Genomic DNA, 20,711 nt, shown 5'->3' with positions numbered 1-20,711 from the left:
TCGACATGTCGTTGCTGGACCACTGGGACGAGAGGAGCGTTAGCACGGACTAGGAAGCCGCAAGCAAGTCCTGCCGACATAGGGGGGTCAGAAGACATTTGCGAAAGATACTTGACGGAACCGCGCACCCCCCTCGTTTCTCACCCAATGGTACGCAAACAAAGCCAGGGCTTGCTGGCACGAACGGTAGGCCATTGGCAGGAGTTGATGCTCGAGGCCGTGGGGGAGCTCATGGATACTCTGTGGAAACCATGAGGAAATTGTCACTTGTCTGCCGAGTCTCGCGCCTGAGGGCAGCGGGACGGGGTGACGGGAAGGGGGCCGTTCTGATGAAGCGGATGCATTGGAGACCCGGGTCGAGGGCGAAGGTGGCCATCGTGGCCGTCCTCGTCGCGGCCGCCGTGGCGATGGTCGGCAAGGTCGCCGTCAGCTTCGCGGCAAGCGCTGCGGACGCGGAGCCGCCGAAGGTGGCGAAGACGCTCACCCCCAACGGGGACGGCACCTACAAGCTCTCCCTGAGCGTGACGGGCTCGGCGAGCAGCGCGCAGGAGAGCTCGAAGGCCAACGTCGTGGTGGTCTTCGACACCTCGGGCTCGATGGATGAGACCACGACCTCGTACGAGTACTCAGAGACTACCGACGACCGGAACACCTACGGCCTCGTGGACGGCGAGTACGTGAAGCTCACGTACCACTGGAACTGGGGCAATAAGTATTGGACCGACCCCAGCGGCGCGCGGTACGAGGGCGTGCGCTATGAGCGTAGCGAGACCCGGACGAGCCGCCTCGCCGTGGCCAAGGCTGCCACGAACAACCTCATCGACCAGCTATTGGCCAACAACACCAGGGAGACCCCCGACGCAGTCGAGGTCTCCCTCGTGAGCTTCTCCTCCAAGGTGAACGACTCGTTCGAGTGGAGCACGGACGCCTCCGCGCTCAAGGGCACCGTCTCCAGCTTCGAGGCGGACGGCGGCACCAACTGGGAGGCCGCCCTCAACAAGGCCAAGGCCCTCGCGGACGAGAGGCACTCCTCGCAGCCGGGCGAGGCGACCTACGTGATCTTCGTCTCAGACGGCAACCCCACGTTCCGCGACTCGAGGTACAGCAACAGGGCCAGCGACTACAACGAGACCTACGGCGTCTGGGGTACCGGCAACTCGGACCCCAACGGTTGGAACCTCGGCGCCGCGAAGGGCGTGGCGGACTCCCTCATGGGCTCCGGCTACAAGCTCTACTCCATCGGCGCCTTCGGTGACGCGACCGTCATGCAGCAGCTCGGCGGCACCTACTACGACGCCACTGACTCAGCTGCGCTCTCCGACGCCTTCGAGCAGATCGTGAACCAGATCACCAGTGCGGTCGCCTACAAGGATGTGACCGTCGAGGACAAGGTGACCGATCTCACCTCGGTCAGCATTAAGGCCTCCGGGGCCTCCGGGTTCACCTACACCAAGGGCGGCGAGGCCTGGACCGACGCCCCCGCAGCCACCTACGAGAACGGCACGGTCAAGTGGGACCTCGGCGACCAGAGGCTCGCCAACGGCGTGACGTACACCGTGAGCTTCGACGTCTGGCCCAGCCAGGAGGCCCTCGACCTCGTCGCCGACCTCAAGAACGGCAGGACGACCTATGACGGACTGACCGCCGAGCAGAAGGCGCAGCTCGTCGACAACGGTGACGGCACCTACTCCCTCAACACCAACGCCGCCGACGGCAACACGGTGAGCTACACCCGCCTGGACACCGTCTCCACGGGCGTCCTCCCCGATGGCGCGGTGAAGATCGGAGACAACACGTGGACCAAGGACGGCTTCACCTACACCTATGACGAGGCGACGGACACCTACGTCGGCACCAAGGAGGGCACGGGCTCCGCGGACTTCCAGAACCCCGACCCCATCGCCACCGCCTCCTCCCAGGTTGTCGTCCACAAGTCCTGGACGGACGGCATCGACGACGGCACACCCGACTCGGTCGTCCTCAATCTCATATCCGACGGCGAGGACCGTGGCACCGTCGAGCTCTCGAGCGCCAACGGCTGGCAGGCGACCCGTCACGTGTCGCCCGGCGTCATGACCGTGGACGCCGATGGCAACGTGACCGTCCTGGAGGGCGGCCACGATTACACCGTCCAGGAGCTCGCCGCGAGCAACCCGGGCCTCGACCTGAGCGGCTGGGAGTTCAGCACGGGCGTCCTGCACCCGATGTACGTCAACGGCACCCTGACCGACCTCGTGAGGCTCGAGGACGGCAGCGGCCTCTACAAGATCGGCGACTCCACCTACAACCCCGTCTCGGCTACCGTGATCGCGACCATCGAGGCCCTGAACGTGCGCAAGAGCGAGCTCAGGCTCACCAAGCACGTCATCGACCTCACCGACGGCTCCGTCCCCACCGATGCGTCCTTCTCCTTCGAGGGTTCGCTGACCACCCCCGACGGCTCGGCCATCACCTTCACGGCGGTCGACGCGCGCCAGCAGCCCGTCTCCGTGGAGGTCACGGGGGCCACGCAGCAGGCGGACGGCAGCTACGTCGTCTCGAGCGGCGCCACCTTCAACGTCAAGCTCAAGGGCGCCCAGTCGCTCGTTTTCACGAGCCTCCCGACGGGTACGTCCTACGCCTACACGGAGAAGGACCTGCCTCGCGGCTTCTCGCTCAAGTCCATCTCGAGCACCACGTCGGGCGAGAACGAGACCGGCGACCCGACTACCAAGGGTGCCGTCAGTGCCCCCAACAACTCCTACTTGGTCGTTTATGCCAACGAGTACGACAGCGCCACGCTCGGAGGCAACGACGCCCTCGCCGTCACCAAGGCCGTGAGCGGCCATGACGCCATCGAGCAGTTCTCCTTCGAGCTCTCCCCGGCTGACGACGCCACCCAGGAGGCGGTCGACGGCGGCGCGGTCGTGCTCCCCGAGAGCACGACGGCTACCACCTCGACTGACGGCTACATCAAGGCCGGCACCTCCGAGCGGGTCCCCTTCGGCGACATGACTTTCTTCTCCGAGGGCACCTATTCCTTCAACGTGCGGGAGACGAACACCACGACCGCGGGCGGCTGGACCTACGACAACGACCCCAAGACGATCTCCGTGGTCGTGGCCAAGGCCAACGGCAAGCTCGTCGCCACCTCCCAGGGCAACGACCCCACCGTCACCAACGCCTACAAGGCCGCCCCGACGAAGGGCAGCGTCACGGTGAAGAAGACCCTGGCTGCCCCCGAGGGCGCGAACGTCCCCGACATCACCGGCAAGTTCACCTTCACGCTCGAGGCGGTCGGCGACGCCCCCATGCCGGCTGCCGGTGGCGAGGTCGTGACCAACCCCGACACGACGGGTGGCACCGCGGCCTTCGGTGACATCACCTTCACGACGCCCGGCACCTATACGTACAACGTGAGCGAGTCCGGCAGCGTCCCCGGCGTGCAGAACGACTCCGTCTCGCCCAAGCAAGTCACGGTCGACGTGGTTGACAACGGCGACGGCACGCTCACCGCGACCGCCAACGGCGGTCAGCCGGTCGAGTTCACCAACTCCTACAACTTCGGAGAGGTCATCGTCACCATCGACGTCACCAAGGTCCTCGAGGTGCCCGAGGGGCTCGAGGGACCCAAGAGCATCAAGGGCGCCTACACCTTCACCCTTTCGCCCAAGGACGGCGCCCCCATGCCGGTTGCCGGCGGCGAGATCGTGACCAACCCGGCCGAGAAGGGCGGCACGGCCAAGTTCGGGCAGATCACCTATACCAAGCCCGGCACCTATACGTACACCGTGACCGAGTCCGGCACCGTCAAGGGCGTCACCAACGACGCCACGGCGACCAAGGACGTCGAGGTCGTCGTCACCGATAACGGCGATGGCACGCTCACCGCGACTGCCAACGACGGCAAGGCGGTCACCTTCACGAACGCCTACGACATCAAGGACGATGGCAAGGCCCAGGTGAGCATCCCCGTCAAGAAGGTGGTCCAGGCCACTGGCGGCTCCACCGTCCCCGCGTGGTCCTACACCTTCAAGCTGCTGGATGCCGAGGGCAAGGAGCTCTCCTCAAAGACCGTCTCCTCCGATGCGAACGACGCGACTGCCGCGCAGTCTGCGACCTTCGACACCATCACCTACGACAAGCCTGGCACCTACACCTACACCGTGACCGAGTCCGGCGAGGTCGCGGGCATCACCAACGACGCCAAGGCCACGTCCGGCAAGACCGTGACCGTGGTCGTGCGCGACAACGGCGACGGCACCCTCTCGGCGAGCTCAACCTCCACGACTGACGCGCCGCTCACCTTTACCAACGCCTACGAGGCTACCAGCCACGGCGTCGCCAAGGTCTGGTCGGGGGACGACGAGCTGACCGAGCTGAGGCCCTCCTCGATCACGGTACACCTCCTCGCCGACGGCGAGGACACAGGCAAGACCCTCAAGCTCTCGTCCACCAACGGCTGGTCCGGAACCTTCCGCGACCTCCCCAAGAGCTCCGACTCCGCGGGCACCCCCATCACCTACACCACGAAGGAGGACGTGCCTGCCGGCTACCTCGCCTCCTACCAGGAGCTCGACGGCGGACTCGACTCCGCGGTGACCAACACCCTAGAGACGGGTAGCCTCATCGTGAGCAAGACGGTCAAGCAGGCCGAGGGGCTGACCGCGCCGAGCAAGGTCTTCAACTTCAAGGTCCAGCTCGATAACACAAGCGTGAACGGCATGCTCTCTGGCCTGCTGTTCGAGAACGGCACGGCCCAGTTCGACCTCGAGGATGGCCAGGCGCTGACCTTGACCGGCCTGCCCGTGGGCGGCTACACCGTGACCGAGACCCCGGTCGCTGGCTTCACGACCACGAGCGAGGGTGCCACGGGGACCATCTCGAGCGACGCGACCCCCACCGCGGCCTTCACTAACACCTATGAGGCGACGCCTGCCACCCTGGAGCTCGCCGCGTCCAAGACGCTCGCCGCCGCAGACGGGCTCAACGCCCCTGACGTCTCGGGCAAGTACACCTTCACGCTCTCCGCCGCCGACGGCGCTCCCCTGCCCGGCACGACCAGCGTCACCAACGTCGACGGCAAGGGCGGCGCGAGCTCGTTCGGCATCGTCACCTACACCAAACCCGGCACCTACACCTACACCGTGACCGAGTCCGGCGAGGTCGCGGGCGTCACTAACGACTCCCAGGCCACGAGCGGCAAGGCGGTCGTGGTCAAGGTGACCGACGACGGAATGGGTCAGCTCCACGCCTCCGTGACCGAGGGCTCCGCCACCACCAACTTCACCAACACCTACAGCGCCACCGGCGAGCTCGACACGAGCACCACCGCGGTCCTCGAGAAGACGGTCGTGGCCGACGGCACCGCATGGGCCGACAAGACCTTCAGCTTCCAGCTCGTCCCGCTGACGGGCTTGCCCGAGCCGGAGAGCCTCACGGCCTCCGTTACCTTCAGCGAGGCTGGCACGAAGACGGTGCCCTTCGGCAAGATCGTGTTCGGAAAGCCCGGTACCTACAGCTACCAGGTCTTCGAGACGACCGAGTCCGGTGACGGCTGGACGTGCGACAACAACGTCCACGACGTGACGATCAAAGTCACCGACAACGGGAACGGCACGCTCAAGGCCGAGGTGCAGACGCCTGCAGTGATTACCAACACCTACGCCACCACCCCCGTCACCGACGCCACGCTCCAGGTGACGAAGAGCCTCTCCGGCGCCGATCTCAGCGCAGGCTTGTTCACCTTCGAGCTCAGGAACGCGGACGGCACCCTTGTTTCCGAGGCGTCCAACGACGTGGACGGCATGGTGACCTTCAGCGGTCTCTCCTACGAGTCGGCCGGCACCTACACCTACACCATCTCCGAGCGCAACGACGGTGAACCGGGCTACACCTACGACTCCACCGCCAGCACGGTGAAGGTCACGGTCACCGACAACGGGGACGGCACCCTCTCCGCCTCGCCCGAGTACTCCAAGACGACCTTCGACAACTCCTACACCGCCTCCGGCGACGTCACGGTCTCCGCGAGGAAGACGCTCCACGGCAGGCAGATCAAGGATGGGCAGTTCACCTTCGAGCTCCTCGACGCCGAAGGCAAGGTAATCCAGACCACGACCAACGAGGGCGAGAGCGTCAAGTTCAACCTCCACTACGACGAGAGCATCTTCGCTGACGCGGGGTCCGCCGACGCCGCCGCGACGAGCGCCGCGTCCGACGCGACCACGGGCGCCACGAGCCCCACGTCCGGTGACGCCGTGACCGCCATGACCGCGGCCGACGAGGCCACGGGCGCCACGTCGTCCGAGGGTACCGCCGCCGGCGCCTCCGCCGCCGCCACGACTGGCACCGACGCATCGGCGACCACCGGCGCCGCCTCCGGCGATGGCTCCTCCGCCGCAGCGAATGAAGTCGTGCCCTCCTCGCCCGAGCCCGGCTCCTCGGCCGCCTCGGATGGCGGCTCAGCCGGCGCCAACCTGGCCAAGGGCCTCGAGGGCCTGCTCGCGACCGAGGCCAACGCCGCCGAGGCTGACGGCGCCTCCTCCTCCGGCAAGCGCACCAAGGCCTTCGCCTACACCATCCGCGAGGTCAACGATGGCAAGGCCGGCTACTCCTACGCCACTAACACCGTCCCCGTTAGGGTCACCGTGACCGATGAGGGCAACGGCAAGATCACCGCCGTCGCCACCTACACGGGCGACACGACCTTCGAGAACGACTACGAGGCGACCGGCTCTACGACCATCACCGCCAAGAAGGAACTCGAGGGCAAGGCCCTCGAGGCCGGCCAGTTCAGCTTCACGCTGACCGACGAGGCCAGCAGGGAGGAGGTGGCGACCACGACCAACGCGGCCGACGGCACCGTCTCCTTCCATGTCACCTTCGACGAGTCCCAGGTGGGCGACAACTACTTCGTCCTGGCCGAGAACGGCAACGCCGCCCGCGGCTACACCTACGACGCCGCGCCGAGGTGGGTGAAGGTCCACGTCGAGGACAACGGCGACGGTACGCTCAAGGTGAGCGAACCGGTCTTCTCCCTGTCTCCGACCGAGCAGGAGGGCCCTGCCACGACCACGACGTTCAAGAACTCCTACAAGCCGCTCGAGACCTCCGTCCAGCTTCGCGTCCAGAAGCGGCTCGAAGGTCGCGGGACCCCGCTCGTGGCCGGCGAGTTCGCGTTCCAGCTCAAAGACGAGACCACGGGCGAGACGGTAACGGCGACAAATGACGCCGGCGGAAACGTGATCTTCGGTACGCGGACCTACACCGAGGCTGGCACCTACACCTATGAGGTGCGCGAGCTCGAGGGCAAGGGCCCCGGCATCACCTACGACACCGAGACCCACGAGATCAAGGTCGAGGTGCGAGACGTCGACGGCCAGCTCCAGGCGACGGTCTCGCCCGAGGCGCTCATCATCACCAACACCTACAAGGCCACGGAGGTCACTACGGACGAGCTGACGGCCAGGAAGGACGTCTCCGGCTTCGAGGGCGGCGAGTACCCGACCTTCTCCTTTAGGATGCAGGCGCTGGACGCGGCCAACCCGATGCCCGAGGGCTCCGAGGGCGGATCCAAGACGGTCGAGCTGCAAGGCCCCGGCAACGTCAGCTTCGGCACCATCACCTTCGACAAGGCCGGCACCTACCAGTACCTCGTCTTCGAGGTGAGGGACAACCGGGGCGGCTGGACCTGCGACCAGACCCAGTACCTCGTCACCTATGAAGTGAAGGACGACGGGGCGGGCCAGTTCGAGCAGGCCCGGACCATCCAGCGCGTCACCGGCGACGGCATCGGCGACGAGGTGAATGCGATGAGCTTCGTCAACACCTACAGCGCCAAGCCCGTCACCGTGGCCGACCCGCCGGTCGAGAAGAAGGTCACCGGCTATGAGGGCGACGCCTACCCGACCTTCTCCTTCACGATGCGAGCCGAGGACAAGGCCTCTCCCATGCCCGAGGGCTCGACGTCCGGCAGCAAGACGGTCCTTCTCGAGGGGCCTGGCAAGGTCGAGTTCGGCAGGATCACCTTCGACAAGCCCGGCACCTACACGTATCGCGTCTGGGAGAAGCAGCTCCACGTGGAGGGCTGGACCTGCGACCAGACCCAGTTCCTGCTCACGTACGAGGTGACGGACGATGGCAAGGGGCAGCTGGTCGCTCGGCTGACCGTCCGGCCCGTAGCCGGAGACGTAACGGGCGATGCGGTGGGCGAGGCGACCTTCACCAACTCCTACCAGAAGCCCGGCTCCTCCGTCCCGGAGAGCCCCAGGACTCCGTCTACGACCCCGACCACCGCGGGCACCAAGCCTGCGCCCAGGACCCAGGGCAGGACGCCCAGCACGGGGGACTACGCCCTCGGTGCAGGTGGCATCGCGCTGCTCGGCGTCGGCGTGGTCGCCATCGCGGCCATCCTGCGCAGGCGCGGAGTCTCCAAGTAGGGGGGCCGGCAAGCCAGGACGATGGACGTCTACGAAGAGGGGAGACCACGGTCCGGATGGGCCGTGGCCTCCCCTTCGTTACGGGCGTCGGGCGCGCGGGCAGGGAGGGCTCGGGCGACGCTATCCGTGCGAGTCGGGAAGCGCGATCCCAGCGGAGGCGCGGGCCTCATCGAGCACCCGGGCGGCTGTGAGGCTGAGGTCGAGCATCCGGTAGCAGTGCCCCAGGTCGCCCGTCTCGAAGTCGCGCTCGAAGCTGGCGAACTCCGCGTCCCAGCGCCTCTCGGGAGCGGCGAAGCCATTGTCGTCGTGGCGGGTCTCGCTCCCGTCCCTGAGGTGGCAGGTGATGGGGCCGCAGGAGCTCGGCTTCGAGTCCTGCAGGAGGTAGCCCTCCGTCCCCTCGACGAGGCAGCGTGAGGGGCCTTCTGCGTCCTTGGCTACGACGCCGGTTGCAACGAGGCCGCCGAAGTCGAGGGTGAGGATGCCGGAGGTGTCCACGCCCCGCACGACGTTGGCCGCGTACGAGACCCGCTCGGGTTCGCCGAAGAGCCCCACGAGGTAGTGGATGACGTAGATGCCGAGGTCCATGAGGGCGCCCCCGCCGCGTGCGGGGTCGAAGACCGAAGGGGTCTCGCCGGCGCGGAAGGCGTCGTAGCGGCGCGAGCGCTGGATGTAGCTGCATGCGGCCACCTTGGGCTCGCCGACCTTGGGCAAGAGGCTCCGGAGGGTCTCGTAGTTGGGCAGGTAGGGGATGTTCATGGCCTCCCAGAGGAAGAGGCCCCTCTCGCGGGCGAGGTCGCTCGCGTCTTGGGCCTCCTCGAGCCCCATGGCCAAGGGCTTCTCGCAGATCACGTTCTTGCCCGCCCCGAGTGCGGCGCGCGTGACGGCGAGGTGCAGCGCGTTGGGGACGCCGACGTAGACCGTGTCGATGTCTGCGTCCACGATCATCTCGAGGAAGTCGTCGTAGCAGGCGGGGATGGCGTGGCGCGCCGCAAGCTCCCTGGCATGAGGGAGGGAGCGGGGCGTGCTCGCGATCGCCTCCACCGTGTAGCCGGGGCGGTGCTCCATCTGCTGGAGCTGCTCGCCCACGATGAGGCCGGTGCCGACCATGCCGAGCTTCATGCTACCTCCTAGCGTCCGGTCGGTGTCGCCGCGACCAGTCCCCATCCGAGTGACGCGTGACCTGTGGCGACGCGCGGCCCGCGGCGACGCACGCCCTTGCGTCGCGCGCATGGGGACAGCCCTCCCATATCGTAGTCGAGCCTGGGGAGATGTGAAAGGCAAGTGGCCTCGGGGGCTCCAGGGCCCGCCGGGCGTCGGCGCTGACTACAATTCTTGGGGCCGTACCCGACGGGCGCACACAGCCCCGGGAAGGCCCACCATCCACAAGCCACTCGATGCCGCCCCCGCGGCAGGGGGGATCTGCATGCCCAGCGTCCAAGACCAGATACGCTCTCGCCGCACCTTCGCCATCATCTCGCACCCGGATGCCGGCAAGACGACCCTGACCGAGAAGCTCCTGCTCTACACCGGCAGCATACAGACGGCGGGATCGGTCAAGGGCAAGGCGAGCTCGCGCCACGCGGTCTCGGACTGGATGGACATCGAGAAGGAGCGCGGCATCTCCGTCACCTCCTCCGTGCTGCAGTTCACCTACGACGGCTACTGCGTCAACATCCTCGACACCCCCGGCCACCAGGACTTCTCCGAGGACACCTACCGCACGCTCATGGCGGCGGACGCCGCCGTCATGGTCATCGACGGCGCCAAGGGCGTCGAGGCCCAGACCAAGAAGCTCTTCAAGGTCTGCACCCTGCGCCACATCCCCATCTTCACCTTCGTGAACAAGCTCGACCACGACGCCCGTGACCCCTTCGACCTCGTCGAGGAGATCGAGACGGTCCTCGGGATCGACACCTATCCCATGAACTGGCCCATCGGCAGCGGCCGCAACTTCAAGGGCGTCTTCGACCGCGCGTCGCGCCGCGTCCTCGCCTTCGAGGGCGACGGCCGTGCGAACGCGACCAAGCGGGTCGCCGAGGTGGAGGCCGAGCTCGGCGACCCCGCGCTCGACGAGCTCATCGGCGCGGAGAACCACCAGGCGCTCGCCGACGACATCGAGCTGCTCGACGGCGCCTCCGAGGAGTTCGACCTCGAGGCCGTGCAGACGGGCCGCCTGACCCCGGTCTTCTTCGGCTCCGCCCTCACCAACTTCGGCGTGGAGCCCTTCCTCAAGGACTTCCTGCGCCTCGCCCCGTCGCCCTTGCCCTACACGGACAGCCTCACGGGCGAGAAGGTCGACCCCGCCTCAGAGGACTTTTCGGGCTTCGTCTTCAAGATCCAGGCCAACATGGACAAGAACCACCGGGACCGCATCGCCTTCCTGCGGATCTGCTCCGGAAGGTTCGAGCGTGGCATGGACGCCCGCCACGTGCAGAGCGGCCGCAAGCTCAAGCTCGCCACCGGCACGGCGATGATGGCCGACGACCGCGCCACGGTGGACGAGGCCTTCGCGGGCGACGTCGTGGGCCTCTTCGACCCCGGGATCTTCTCGATCGGTGACACCGTCTGCGCCGGTCGCAGGGAGGTCCGCTACCCCAGCATCCCGACCTTCGCGCCCGAGCACTTCGCGCGCGTCACGCAGGTCGATACCCTCAAGCGAAAGCAGTTCGTGAAGGGCGTGGAGGAGCTCGCGCAGGAGGGCGCCATACAGATCTTCCGCGAGGTCGGCGGTGGCATGGAGAGCGTGATCGTCGGCGTCGTAGGCGTGCTGCAGCTCGACGTCCTCGAGCGTCGGCTCAAGAGCGAGTACCACGTCACCGTGAGGCGGCAGCCCCTGCCCTACACGGAGATCCGCTGGATCCAGAACGGCCCTGACGAGGTCGACGTAGCCCAGCTCAACCTCTCGCGTGACACCTGCAAGGTCGAGGACATGCGTGGCGGCAAGCTGCTGCTCTTCACCAACGAGTGGAACGTCAACTGGGCGCTCGAGAGGAACCCGGGGCTCAGGCTCTCCGAGTTCGGCAACATCGCGTTCTAGGCTCCGCATGCCGACGTGCCGCGCCGCATGCCGTCGTGGCGTGTCGCGTTCGTGCGCGGGATTGAAAACCCCGGTCCGAACGCCTACTGTAGCGGAGTCGTGAAGGGGCGGGGGCGAGGCCGGAGGGCCGCCCTCGCGGGGCGGGCGGCACCTCGGTGCGGCCGGCCCGACTCGGTGACTGGGGTCAGATGCGCGCACGAAAACGGTGGAGGCTCACGTCGTCTCAGGTCATCCTCCTCAGCTTCCTGGGGGTGGTCCTGCTCGGGGGGCTCGTCCTGTCCCTGCCCGTCTCGAGCGCCGATGGCCAGTGGACCTCCTACTTCGACTCCCTCTTCACCGCGATATCCGCCACCTGCGTGACGGGCCTTGTCGTCAAGGACACGGCGACCTACTGGAGCGGCTTCGGCCAGGCCGTCATCCTCGCCCTGATCCAGGTGGGCGGCCTCGGCGTCATCCTGACGGCCTTCATCGTGCGCGTCTTCTCGGGGTCCAAGGTCTCGCTGATCCAACGGAGCCTCCTCAAGGACTCCATCTCGGGCGACAACGTGGCAGGCATCATCAGGATGTCCCTCTTCATCCTCAAGGTGGTCGTCGTTGTCGAGCTTGCGGGCGCCGCCCTGCTCTACCTCGTGTTCGCGCGTGACTTCGGACCCGTGCGCGGCCTCTGGTACGCCCTCTTCCACTCGGTCTCGGCCTTCTGCAACGCCGGGTTCGATCTCATGGGCGTGCGGGCGCAGTTCTCCTCGCTGACCTCCTACAGCGCAGACGCCCTCGTCAACCTCGTCATCATGGCCCTGATCGTCGTCGGCGGCATCGGCTTCTACACGTGGCGCGACTTCGCCGAGCACGGCCTCGCGCTCTCGCGCTTCCGCCTGCAGTCCAAGGTCAGCCTCGCCACCGCAGCCCTCCTGATAGGGGTGCCCGCCCTCATCCTCGGGCTCAGGGCCTACGCGGGGCTGCCCCTCGGCGAGCGCGTCCTGGCCTCGCTCTTCCAGTCGGTCACCACGAGGACCGCGGGCTTCAATACGACCGACCTCACGAGCCTCTCGCAGAACTGCATCATGATGATGGTACTCCTGATGCTTGTGGGTGGCTGCTCGGGGTCCACGGCGGGCGGCATGAAGACGACGACCTTCGCCGTTCTCGTGGCCACTATCGCGGGAATCGCGCGCAGGAGCGACGACACGGTCCTCTTCCAGCGTCGCATCCCCCACGAGACGGTCCGGTCCGCGGCGGGGCTGCTCGTGCTCTACCTCTCGGGGGCGCTCGTCGGCGCCATGCTGATCTGCTCCCTCGAGGGGCTGCCGCTCCTGACCTGCCTCTTCGAGACCTCCTCTGCCATCGGCACGGTGGGGCTCACCCTGGGCATCACGCCGACCCTGCACGCCCTCTCGAAGGCGGTCCTCATGGCGCTCATGTTCGTCGGAAGGATAGGCGCGCTCACCTTCCTGTTTGCCGCTGCGCCCAGGGCGCGCGTGGAGTCGGGGCACTTCCCCACGGAAGACGTCAACGTAGGTTAGGGGTAGGCATGAAGAACAACATCCTCCTGATAGGCGCCGGCTACTTCGGCACCAAGGTCGCCGAGAAGCTCATCGAGTACCACCAGGACGTCATGCTCGTCGACATCGACGAGGAGCGCGTCGACGACTGCCTCGGCTTCGTCACCAACGCCCGCATCGGCGACGTCACCAACGAGGCCTTCGTCAAGAGCCTCGGCGTCGACGACTACGACGTCTGCATCGTCGCGATCGGCGACGACTTCATGAGCTCGCTGCAGGCCACTGCCCTGCTCAAGGACAACGGCGCCCGCTACGTGGTCTCGCGCGCCTCCTCGGACGTGCAGGAGAAGTTCCTGCTGCGCAACGGGGCGGACAAGGTCATCTTCCCCGAGCGCTCCTACGCCGAGTGGACCGCCATCCGCTACGCCAACAACCACGTCCTGGACTACCTGCCGCTGGGGGACGACTTCGTGATCATGGAGGTCGAGGTGCCCGAGTCGTGGCGCGGCAGGAGCGTGCGCGACCTCAAGGTCCGCTCCGAGTACGGGCTCAACATCATCGCGCTCAGGAGCGGCGAGGTCACGCGTCCCAACGTGGACCCCGACGAGAAGCTCACGGCCGAGGAGAACCTCGTCGTGTTCGGCAGGCCTGCGGACATCCGCCGCTGCTTCAGGATCGTCTAGGCGTCCCGCGCCCTGGGCGCTACTTGAGCCTGCGCCCCCCGAAGCGGGAGCAGTCAAGCTCGCGGTCGGTCGCCACGAAGGCGTTGTAGCCGACCTTCTCGGGCGTCTCCGGCTTGTCAGGCACGAGGTAGAGGTGGGAGAAGGTCGAGCCGAAGGCCTCGGTGCACTCGCGCAGCGGCCCCGCGTGGCGCCCCTCGAGCGCGGAGCGGACGTTGGCGAGGTAGAAGCCGTCGGGAGCGAGGTGCTCGCGCACGCGGCGGGCGCCCTCGCCGGTCTCCATGGGGCCGAGCGGACGCTTGCCGGAGAAGGCGTCGTTCACGATGCACTCGTAGAGGCCGGCCTCCTGGGCCGTGAGGTAGCCCCAGCCGTCCCCCTCGACGAGCCTCAGCCGCCCGTCCTGCTCCACGCTCACCACGCCCTCGATGTCGCAGGGGACCTCGACGGGGTCGTCGTCCGCGCCGCAGAACCCTGCGATGAGCTCGTCCAGGTAGAAGTGGTCCCGCGCCAGCTCGGTGATCGCGGGGTCGATCTCCACGACGTCCACGAGCAGTCGGCGCGTGTGCGCCACGAGGTACTTGGGGAAGGAGTAGCCGCCCCCGCCGATCACGAGCGCGCGGTGCAGGTTGGAGCCGGCGAGCACGTCGGCGAAGGCCCGGTGGTAGGCGCAGACCGGCTCCCACAGGAGATCGGGAGCGGTGTAGCAGATGCTCTGGTAGACGCCGTTGACGCTGAGCAGGCGCACCGGAGTGCCGTCGGCGTCCGACGAGTCGAAGACGAGCGCCAGGCCGAACCTGGTGCGCCTGGCCACCACCCCGCGCCGCTTGAGCAGCCAGGGGAGGAGCAGCCAGAGCCCCCACGAGATCGCGGCGAGGACGGCTGCGGCTATGAGGGCGGGCTTCATCGCGAGGCGCTCCGATCCCAGGGCGCCCCCGCGCGTCCCGCGCGGGGGCGCAGGGGCTGCGCTTATGGAAACGTCCCGTATTTACGCATTTGTCGTAGGCAGATTCAATCTCGGCTATACTACTTGATGCAAATGACCCCGAGCGGTCTCAACACCAAAAGGCTATTCCGGAGGTTTTTCTGATGTTTCTTGGTATGGGTGCACCTGAGCTCATCGTCATCCTCATCGTCGTGCTCGTGATCTTCGGGCCCAAGAACCTTCCCAAGCTCGGCAACGCCCTGGGCAAGACGGTCAAGAGCGTCCGCGAGGGCATGGAGAGCGAGGACGACAGCAAGGGCAAGGACGACAAGCCCGAGGAGGTCGCAAGCGAGGACGCCGACGTCGAGGACGTCAAGGAGTCCAAGTAGCCCAGGCGGCCCTGGCCCCAAGCTGGGCACCCGGTGCGCCGGCACGCAAGTCAAAGGAACGGGATAGCAGCACATGGCAAACGTAATGATCCTTACCCCCGAGGGCAGGCAGAAGCTCGTCGACGAGCTCAAGTGGCGCGAGGGCGAGAGGCACGACGAGATCGTCGAGGCCATCCGCGAGGCGCGCGCCCAGGGCGACCTCTCCGAGAATGCCGAGTACGATGCGGCGAAGGAGGATCAGTCCCAGAACGAGTCGCGCATCAACGAGATTCGCCACATCCTCGCGACCGCCCGTGTCGCCGAGGACTCCAACGACCTCGAGGTCTCCATCGGCTGCACGGTCGAGCTGGAGGACGCCAAGGGCAAGAAGACCTCCTTCACCATCGTGGGCACCACCGAGACCGACTCCCTGGCGCACAAGATCTCGAACGAGTCCCCTGCCGGCGCCACGCTGATCGGCCGCGCCACCGGCGACAAGGTGTCCTTCTCCACCCCCTCCGGCAAGGTCCGCGAGTACACCATCACCAGCATCAGACGCCAGTAGGTACCGCTAAAACCTGAGGAGGGGCCCGCGCCGGAGGGCGCGGGCCCCTCCTTGCATGAGTCCCAGTCCGCGATCGGCGCCAAAGGAGTGCGCATGTCCGATTCCACATCGCAAGCGAAGATGGCCCCCACCGACGAGAGGGCGATCAGGCGCGAGAAGCGCAGGGCCCTCATCGCGGCCGGCGTCAACCCCTACCCCATCCGCTCCGAGGTCACGGCCCACGCCGCCGAGCTCGAGGAGAGCTACGCCGAGCTGGCCGTCGGCACCGACACGTCAGACGTCGTGACGGTCGCGGGGCGCGTGCGCGCACTGCGTGACTCCGGCAAGATCGCTTTCGTCGTGCTCGAGGACGTCACTGGCCAGATCCAGCTCTTCTGCCGCGTGAACAACCTGAGCGAGGGGGACTGGGCGCTCCTCAAGGGCTTCGACCTCGGCGACATCGTGGAGGCCACGGGCCTCGTGGTCCGCACCCGCCGCGGCCAGCTCTCCGTGAGCCCCACCTCCGTTCGCCTGCTCTCCAAGTCCCTGCGCCCGCTGCCCGAGAAGTTCCACGGGCTCACCGACCGCGAGGTGCGCTACCGCCAGCGCTACGTCGACCTCATCATGAACCCCGAGGTCCGCGCCGTCTTCCGCAAGCGCAGCGCCATCATCAGCCTGATCCGCCGCTACATGGAGGCCGACGGCTACATGGAGGTCGAGACCCCCATGATGCACGCCATCCTCGGCGGCGCCAACGCCAAGCCCTTCGTCACGCACTTCAACGCACTCGACCGCGACTTCTACCTGCGCATCGCCACGGAGCTGCCGCTCAAGCGCCTCATCGTGGGCGGCCTCGAGCGCGTCTTCGAGATCGGCCGCCAGTTCCGCAACGAGGGGATGGACCTCACGCACAACCCCGAGTTCACCTCCATGGAGGCCTACTGCGCCTACTCCGACCTCGACGGCATGAAGCGCCTGACCGAGGGGCTCTTCAAGTCCATCGCGCGCGAGGTGTGCGGCTGCGAGGAGGGCCACGAGGTCATCACCTACCAGGGCCAGCAGGTCGACATGAGCGGCACCTGGCGCTCGGTGCCCCTCTCCGAGGTCGCCTCGGCGGCCGTGGGCGAGCACGTGGACATGGACACGCCCGTCGAGCGCCTGCGCGAGCTGTGCCGCGACCATCAGATCGAGGTGCAGGACAACTGGGGCGCCGGCAAGCTCCTCTTCGAGCTCTACGACGAGCTGGGCGAGAAGACCCTGGTCGACCCGACCTTCGTCTGCGACTACCCCGAGGAGGTGAGCCCGCTCTCCAAGCGCAAGGAGGAGGACGCGCGCCTCACCGACCGCTTCGAGCTCGTGATCTGCGGCCACGAGTACGCCAACGCCTTCTCCGAGCTCAACGACCCCGTCGACCAGGCCGGCCGCTTCGCCGAGCAGGTCGCCGCCAAGGGCTTCGGCGACGACGAGGCGATGGGCTACGACTACGACTACGTCCGCGCCCTCGAGTACGGCATGCCCCCCGCGGGCGGCATCGGCTACGGCATCGACCGCATGATCATGCTCTTCTGCGACCAGCCCGCCATCCGAGACGTCCTTCTCTTCCCGCAGATGAAGCCCGAGGTCGTGACCCGTGCGGACATCGCCTCCCAGCTTCCCGACGCGACCGACAACGCCGCCGCCTCCGTGGACGCAATCGCCGACGACGCCGAGGAGGGCGCTACGAAGGAGGCCGCGCGCGAGCAGGCGGCCCCCGCGCTCTCGACCGGCCTGACGCGCGAGCAGGCGCACGAGCTGCTCGAGCGCTACAACGAGGACCCCTTCCACATCGAGCACGGCGAGACCCTCGAGGGCCTCATGCGACACTTCGCGGGCAAGTACGACCCGGCAAACGTCGAGTTCTGGGGACAGGTCGGCCTTCTCCACGACCTCGACTGGGAGAGGTTCCCGGACCCGGTGCAGCACACGGTGAAGGCGGCCGAGCTGATCGCCGAGGCGGGCGGCACCCAGGAGCTCGCCCGTGCGATCCAGACGCACAACTCCGACAACAACCCGGAGCTGCCCGCCCCGGCCTCCAAGATGGAGTGCGTGCTGTTCGCCGTGGACGAGCTCTCCGGCCTCATCCAGGCCGCCGCGAAGATGCGTCCCTCGGGCTCGGTCGTGGACATGCCCGTGAAGTCGCTCAAGAAGAAGTTCAAGGACAAGCGCTTCGCCGCCGGCTGCGACCGCGACGTGATCCGTCGTGGCGCCGAGCTCAACGGCCTGGAGCTCGACGAGCTCCTCGCGGACGTCCTGGACGCCATGAAGGCCATCGCCCCGGTGGGTGACATCTACGCCAAGGGCGCCCAGGGCGAGCAGGACGGTGCGTCCGCCGCCGAGTAGCGCAGACGTGCCGCGCGCTCCCAAAATGTGGGAAGCGTGCAGGCAGATCGCGGGGATTGGCCTCCGGGGGCCTTGGGTACATACCGACAAGCAAAAAGCGAAGGGCTGCCCCTTCCCGCCAGCGGGGAGGGGCGCTCGGGACTCGAGGGGGTCAATCCCGCATGTTCGAGAAGTTCACAGACAAGGCGCGCAAGGTCATGAACCTTGCGCAGGACGAGGCGAGGGGCCTCGGCCGCATGTACGTGGGGACGGAGCACCTGCTGCTCGCCCTCATCAAGGAGGGCGACGGCGTGGCCGCGCAGGCGCTCTCCAAGCTCGACATCACCTACGAGGAGGCCCTCGCCACGGTGAAGGAGCTCTCCAAGAACGACGGCGAGCCGGTGCCCGGGGGCCACATCCCCTTCACGCCGCGCGCCAAGCGCGTGCTCGAGGACGCCTACCGCGAGACCATGACGCACGGCCAGACCTACATCGCGACCGAGCACCTGCTCCTCGGCATCGTCGCCGAGGGCAACGGCCGCGCCATGGAGGCGCTGAGCCGCATGGGCGTCTCGGGCGACGCGGTCCGCAACGCCGTGAACGAGCTCATCTCCGACGGCCGCTCGCCCGAGCGCAACACCGCCGCCACCGTGGGCGACATGCGCATGGACCCGTCGGGCTTCTCGACCGCGGGACCCGCCCAGGGCTCCTCCGACGAGGGCTCCACGCTCCAGCAGTTCGGCCGCAACCTCACCAAGCAGGCGTCCGACGGCAGACTCGACCCCGTCATCGGCCGCGGCCGCGAGATCGAGCGCGTCATGCAGGTGCTCGCCCGTCGCCAGAAGAACAACCCGCTCATCCTCGGAGATCCGGGCGTGGGCAAGACGGCCGTCGTCGAGGGGCTGGCCCAGCTCGTCGCCTCGGGCGACGTGCCGGACATCCTGCGCGGCAAGCAGATCTGGACCCTGGACGTCGCCTCGCTGGTCGCGGGCTCCAAGTACCGTGGCGAGTTCGAGGAGCGCATGAAGAAGGTCATCAACGAGGTCGAGGAGAGCAAGAACGTCATCCTTTTCATCGACGAGATTCACACCATCATGGGCGCCGGCTCCGCCGAGGGCTCCGTGGACGCGGCCGCGATCCTGAAGCCTCCCCTCTCCCGAGGAGAGATCCAGGTCATCGGCGCCACCACGGCCGAGGAGTACCGCAAGCACATCGAGAAGGACTCCGCGCTCGAGCGCCGCTTCCAGCCGGTCGACGTCGGCGAGCCCACGCCCGAGGACACGCTCAAGATCCTCCACGGCCTGCAGGACCGCTATGAGAAGCACCACCACGTCAAGTACACCGAGGAGGCCCTCTCCGCGGCGGTGACCCTCTCCGACCGCTACGTCCAGGACCGCTTCCTGCCGGACAAGGCCATCGACCTCATCGACGAGGCCGGCGCGCGCACGCGCGTCCACAAGATGGTGCTGCCGCCCGAGCTCACGCAGGTGGACGAGCAGCTCGCCGACATCAAGGACCGCAAGTCCAAGGCGGCCGCCGCCCAGGAGTTCGAGGAGGCGGCGCGGCTTCGCGACGAGGAGAAGGACCTCACCGCCAAGAAGGCAGAGCTCGAGCGCGCATGGCGCGAGCGTCAGGACGCCAACGTCGTGGTCGTGGACGAGCGCGCCATCGCCGACGTGGTCTCCGACATCACGGGCGTGCCCGTCTCCAACCTCACCGAGGCCGAGGCGAGCAAGCTCCTGCGATGCGAGGACGCCCTCCACCAGCGCGTTATCGGCCAGGACGAGGCGGTGTCGGCGGTCGCCCGCGCGATCAGGCGCAGCCGGAGCCCCCTCAAGGACCCCCGCCGTCCCGGCGGCTCCTTCATCTTCCTCGGCCCCTCCGGCGTCGGCAAGACGGAGCTCGCCAAGTCGCTGGCGGAGTTCCTCTTCGGCTCTGAGGACGCCCTCATCACCTTCGACATGTCCGAGTTCATGGAGAAGCACACCGTCTCCAAGCTCGTCGGCGCCCCTCCCGGATACGTGGGCTACGACGAGGGCGGTGAGCTCACCAAGGCCGTGCGCAGGCGCCCCTACTCGGTGGTCCTGTTCGACGAGATCGAGAAGGCGCACCCCGACGTCTTCAACGTCCTTCTCCAGATCCTGGACGAGGGCAGGCTCACCGACGGCCAGGGCCGCCACGTGGACTTCTCCAACACGGTCATCATCATGACCTCCAACATCGGCGCGCGCGACATCGCGCAGACCACCACGCTCGGCTTCACCGGCTCGGGCGACGGCCTGTCCGACAAGGAGATCAACTCCCGCGTCATGTCGGACCTGAAGCGCCTCTTCCGACCGGAGTTCCTGAACCGCGTGGACGAGATCGTCGTCTTCAAGAGCCTCACGGCGGCCCAGCTGCGCGGCATCGTGGACCTCATGGTTGGCGAGCTGCGCAACCGCCTCATCGCCAACGGCATGTCCATCGAGCTCACGGACGCCGCGCGCGACCTGGTGGCCAAGCGCGGGACCGACAAGATCTACGGCGCCCGCCCGCTGCGCCGCGCCATCCAGACCATGATCGAGGACCCGCTCTCCGAGGAGCTCCTCGCCGGCAAGTGGGGCGAGGGGGACGTCATCCTCGTGGACGCCGCGCCCTCAGGCGACGCCCTCAGCTTCTCCAAGGGCACGGGCGAGATACCCGCCCCCGAGAGGCGCCTCCACCTCGAGCGTCCGGAGGCTCGCGACGGCTGGGCGCAGGACGAGCCGGCCGCACCTGCCGACGAGGCTGCGCCGGAGGGCACGGACGTCCTGGAGTCGGGCGAGAGCGAGTAGCCAAGGGGACGGAGTCCCCGGCACCCGCCGGGGCTCGGGTGCGCCGGGGCTGGCACGACGCCGGCCCCGG

The 20,711-nt window shown here is 67.5% G+C and carries 10 protein-coding genes; 8 read left to right on the top strand and 2 right to left on the bottom strand.

The annotated features are described in order from the left end of the window. The first annotated feature begins 329 nt into the window (after window positions 1-329). The gene (locus VXJ25_RS07590) at window positions 330-8,420 is read left to right on the top strand and encodes a Spy0128 family protein (RefSeq protein ID WP_330958605.1); all 8,091 of its coding nucleotides are present in this window, start codon (window positions 330-332) and stop codon (window positions 8,418-8,420) included. 120 nt (window positions 8,421-8,540) lie between these two features. Here VXJ25_RS07590 and VXJ25_RS07585 read toward each other — a convergent pair whose 3' ends face one another. Then, window positions 8,541-9,539 carry a Gfo/Idh/MocA family protein gene (locus VXJ25_RS07585; RefSeq protein ID WP_330958604.1) on the bottom strand — a complete coding sequence of 333 codons (999 nt, stop codon included), beginning with the start codon at window positions 9,537-9,539 and terminating at the stop codon, window positions 8,541-8,543. A 304-nt stretch (window positions 9,540-9,843) separates the two neighbouring features. Here VXJ25_RS07585 and VXJ25_RS07580 point away from each other — a divergent pair, with 304 nt between their 5' ends. The 3 genes from VXJ25_RS07580 to VXJ25_RS07570 all read left to right on the top strand — a co-directional run bounded on the left by VXJ25_RS07580 (window position 9,844) and on the right by VXJ25_RS07570 (window position 13,639). Beyond that, window positions 9,844-11,457 (top strand): peptide chain release factor 3, encoded by a 1,614-nt coding sequence (locus tag VXJ25_RS07580; protein WP_330958603.1) that lies wholly within the window; start codon window positions 9,844-9,846, stop codon window positions 11,455-11,457. A gap of 188 nt (window positions 11,458-11,645) precedes the next feature. Next, complete coding sequence (locus VXJ25_RS07575; RefSeq protein ID WP_330958602.1) at window positions 11,646-12,977, top strand: TrkH family potassium uptake protein; 1,332 nt, start codon at window positions 11,646-11,648, stop codon at window positions 12,975-12,977. A gap of 8 nt (window positions 12,978-12,985) precedes the next feature. Further along, window positions 12,986-13,639: a potassium channel family protein gene (locus tag VXJ25_RS07570; protein ID WP_330958601.1), complete on the top strand. Its 654-nt coding sequence runs from the start codon at window positions 12,986-12,988 to the stop codon at window positions 13,637-13,639. Between the two features lie 19 nt (window positions 13,640-13,658). On the opposite strand, the gene VXJ25_RS07565 is transcribed toward VXJ25_RS07570, so the two are convergent. Next, a complete protein-coding gene (locus VXJ25_RS07565; protein ID WP_330958600.1) occupies window positions 13,659-14,540 on the bottom strand; it encodes a spermidine synthase in 882 nt (293 codons plus the stop codon). A gap of 182 nt (window positions 14,541-14,722) precedes the next feature. Here VXJ25_RS07565 and tatA point away from each other — a divergent pair, with 182 nt between their 5' ends. The 4 genes from tatA (at window position 14,723) to VXJ25_RS07545 (ending at window position 20,641) form a co-directional block, all read left to right on the top strand. After that, window positions 14,723-14,947: a twin-arginine translocase TatA/TatE family subunit gene (tatA, locus tag VXJ25_RS07560; protein ID WP_330958599.1), complete on the top strand. Its 225-nt coding sequence runs from the start codon at window positions 14,723-14,725 to the stop codon at window positions 14,945-14,947. A gap of 73 nt (window positions 14,948-15,020) precedes the next feature. Further along, on the top strand, window positions 15,021-15,491 hold the full coding sequence (gene greA / locus VXJ25_RS07555; protein ID WP_330958598.1) for a transcription elongation factor GreA: 471 nt from the start codon (window positions 15,021-15,023) through the stop codon (window positions 15,489-15,491). Between the two features lie 93 nt (window positions 15,492-15,584). Beyond that, window positions 15,585-17,849 (top strand): lysine--tRNA ligase, encoded by a 2,265-nt coding sequence (gene lysS, locus VXJ25_RS07550; RefSeq protein ID WP_330958597.1) that lies wholly within the window; start codon window positions 15,585-15,587, stop codon window positions 17,847-17,849. Between the two features lie 161 nt (window positions 17,850-18,010). Next, on the top strand, window positions 18,011-20,641 hold the full coding sequence (locus VXJ25_RS07545; RefSeq protein ID WP_330958596.1) for an ATP-dependent Clp protease ATP-binding subunit: 2,631 nt from the start codon (window positions 18,011-18,013) through the stop codon (window positions 20,639-20,641). Window positions 20,642-20,711: the final 70 nt, after the last annotated feature.

This window comes from Olsenella absiana (assembly GCF_036408855.1).
GTDB classification, from domain to species: Bacteria; Actinomycetota; Coriobacteriia; order Coriobacteriales; family Atopobiaceae; genus Olsenella_K; species Olsenella_K absiana.
Note: the sequence above shows the minus strand (reverse complement) of the source record. Positions and strands in the feature narration are given on the sequence as shown.

Coding starts and splice junctions, on each gene's coding strand:
- VXJ25_RS07590 (WP_330958605.1), top strand. CDS start 330: ATGAAGCGGATGCATTGGAGACCCGGGTCGAGGGCGAAGGTGGCCATC.
- VXJ25_RS07585 (WP_330958604.1), bottom strand. CDS start 9,539: ATGAAGCTCGGCATGGTCGGCACCGGCCTCATCGTGGGCGAGCAGCTC.
- VXJ25_RS07580 (WP_330958603.1), top strand. CDS start 9,844: ATGCCCAGCGTCCAAGACCAGATACGCTCTCGCCGCACCTTCGCCATC.
- VXJ25_RS07575 (WP_330958602.1), top strand. CDS start 11,646: ATGCGCGCACGAAAACGGTGGAGGCTCACGTCGTCTCAGGTCATCCTC.
- VXJ25_RS07570 (WP_330958601.1), top strand. CDS start 12,986: ATGAAGAACAACATCCTCCTGATAGGCGCCGGCTACTTCGGCACCAAG.
- VXJ25_RS07565 (WP_330958600.1), bottom strand. CDS start 14,540: ATGAAGCCCGCCCTCATAGCCGCAGCCGTCCTCGCCGCGATCTCGTGG.
- tatA (WP_330958599.1), top strand. CDS start 14,723: ATGTTTCTTGGTATGGGTGCACCTGAGCTCATCGTCATCCTCATCGTC.
- greA (WP_330958598.1), top strand. CDS start 15,021: ATGGCAAACGTAATGATCCTTACCCCCGAGGGCAGGCAGAAGCTCGTC.
- lysS (WP_330958597.1), top strand. CDS start 15,585: ATGTCCGATTCCACATCGCAAGCGAAGATGGCCCCCACCGACGAGAGG.
- VXJ25_RS07545 (WP_330958596.1), top strand. CDS start 18,011: ATGTTCGAGAAGTTCACAGACAAGGCGCGCAAGGTCATGAACCTTGCG.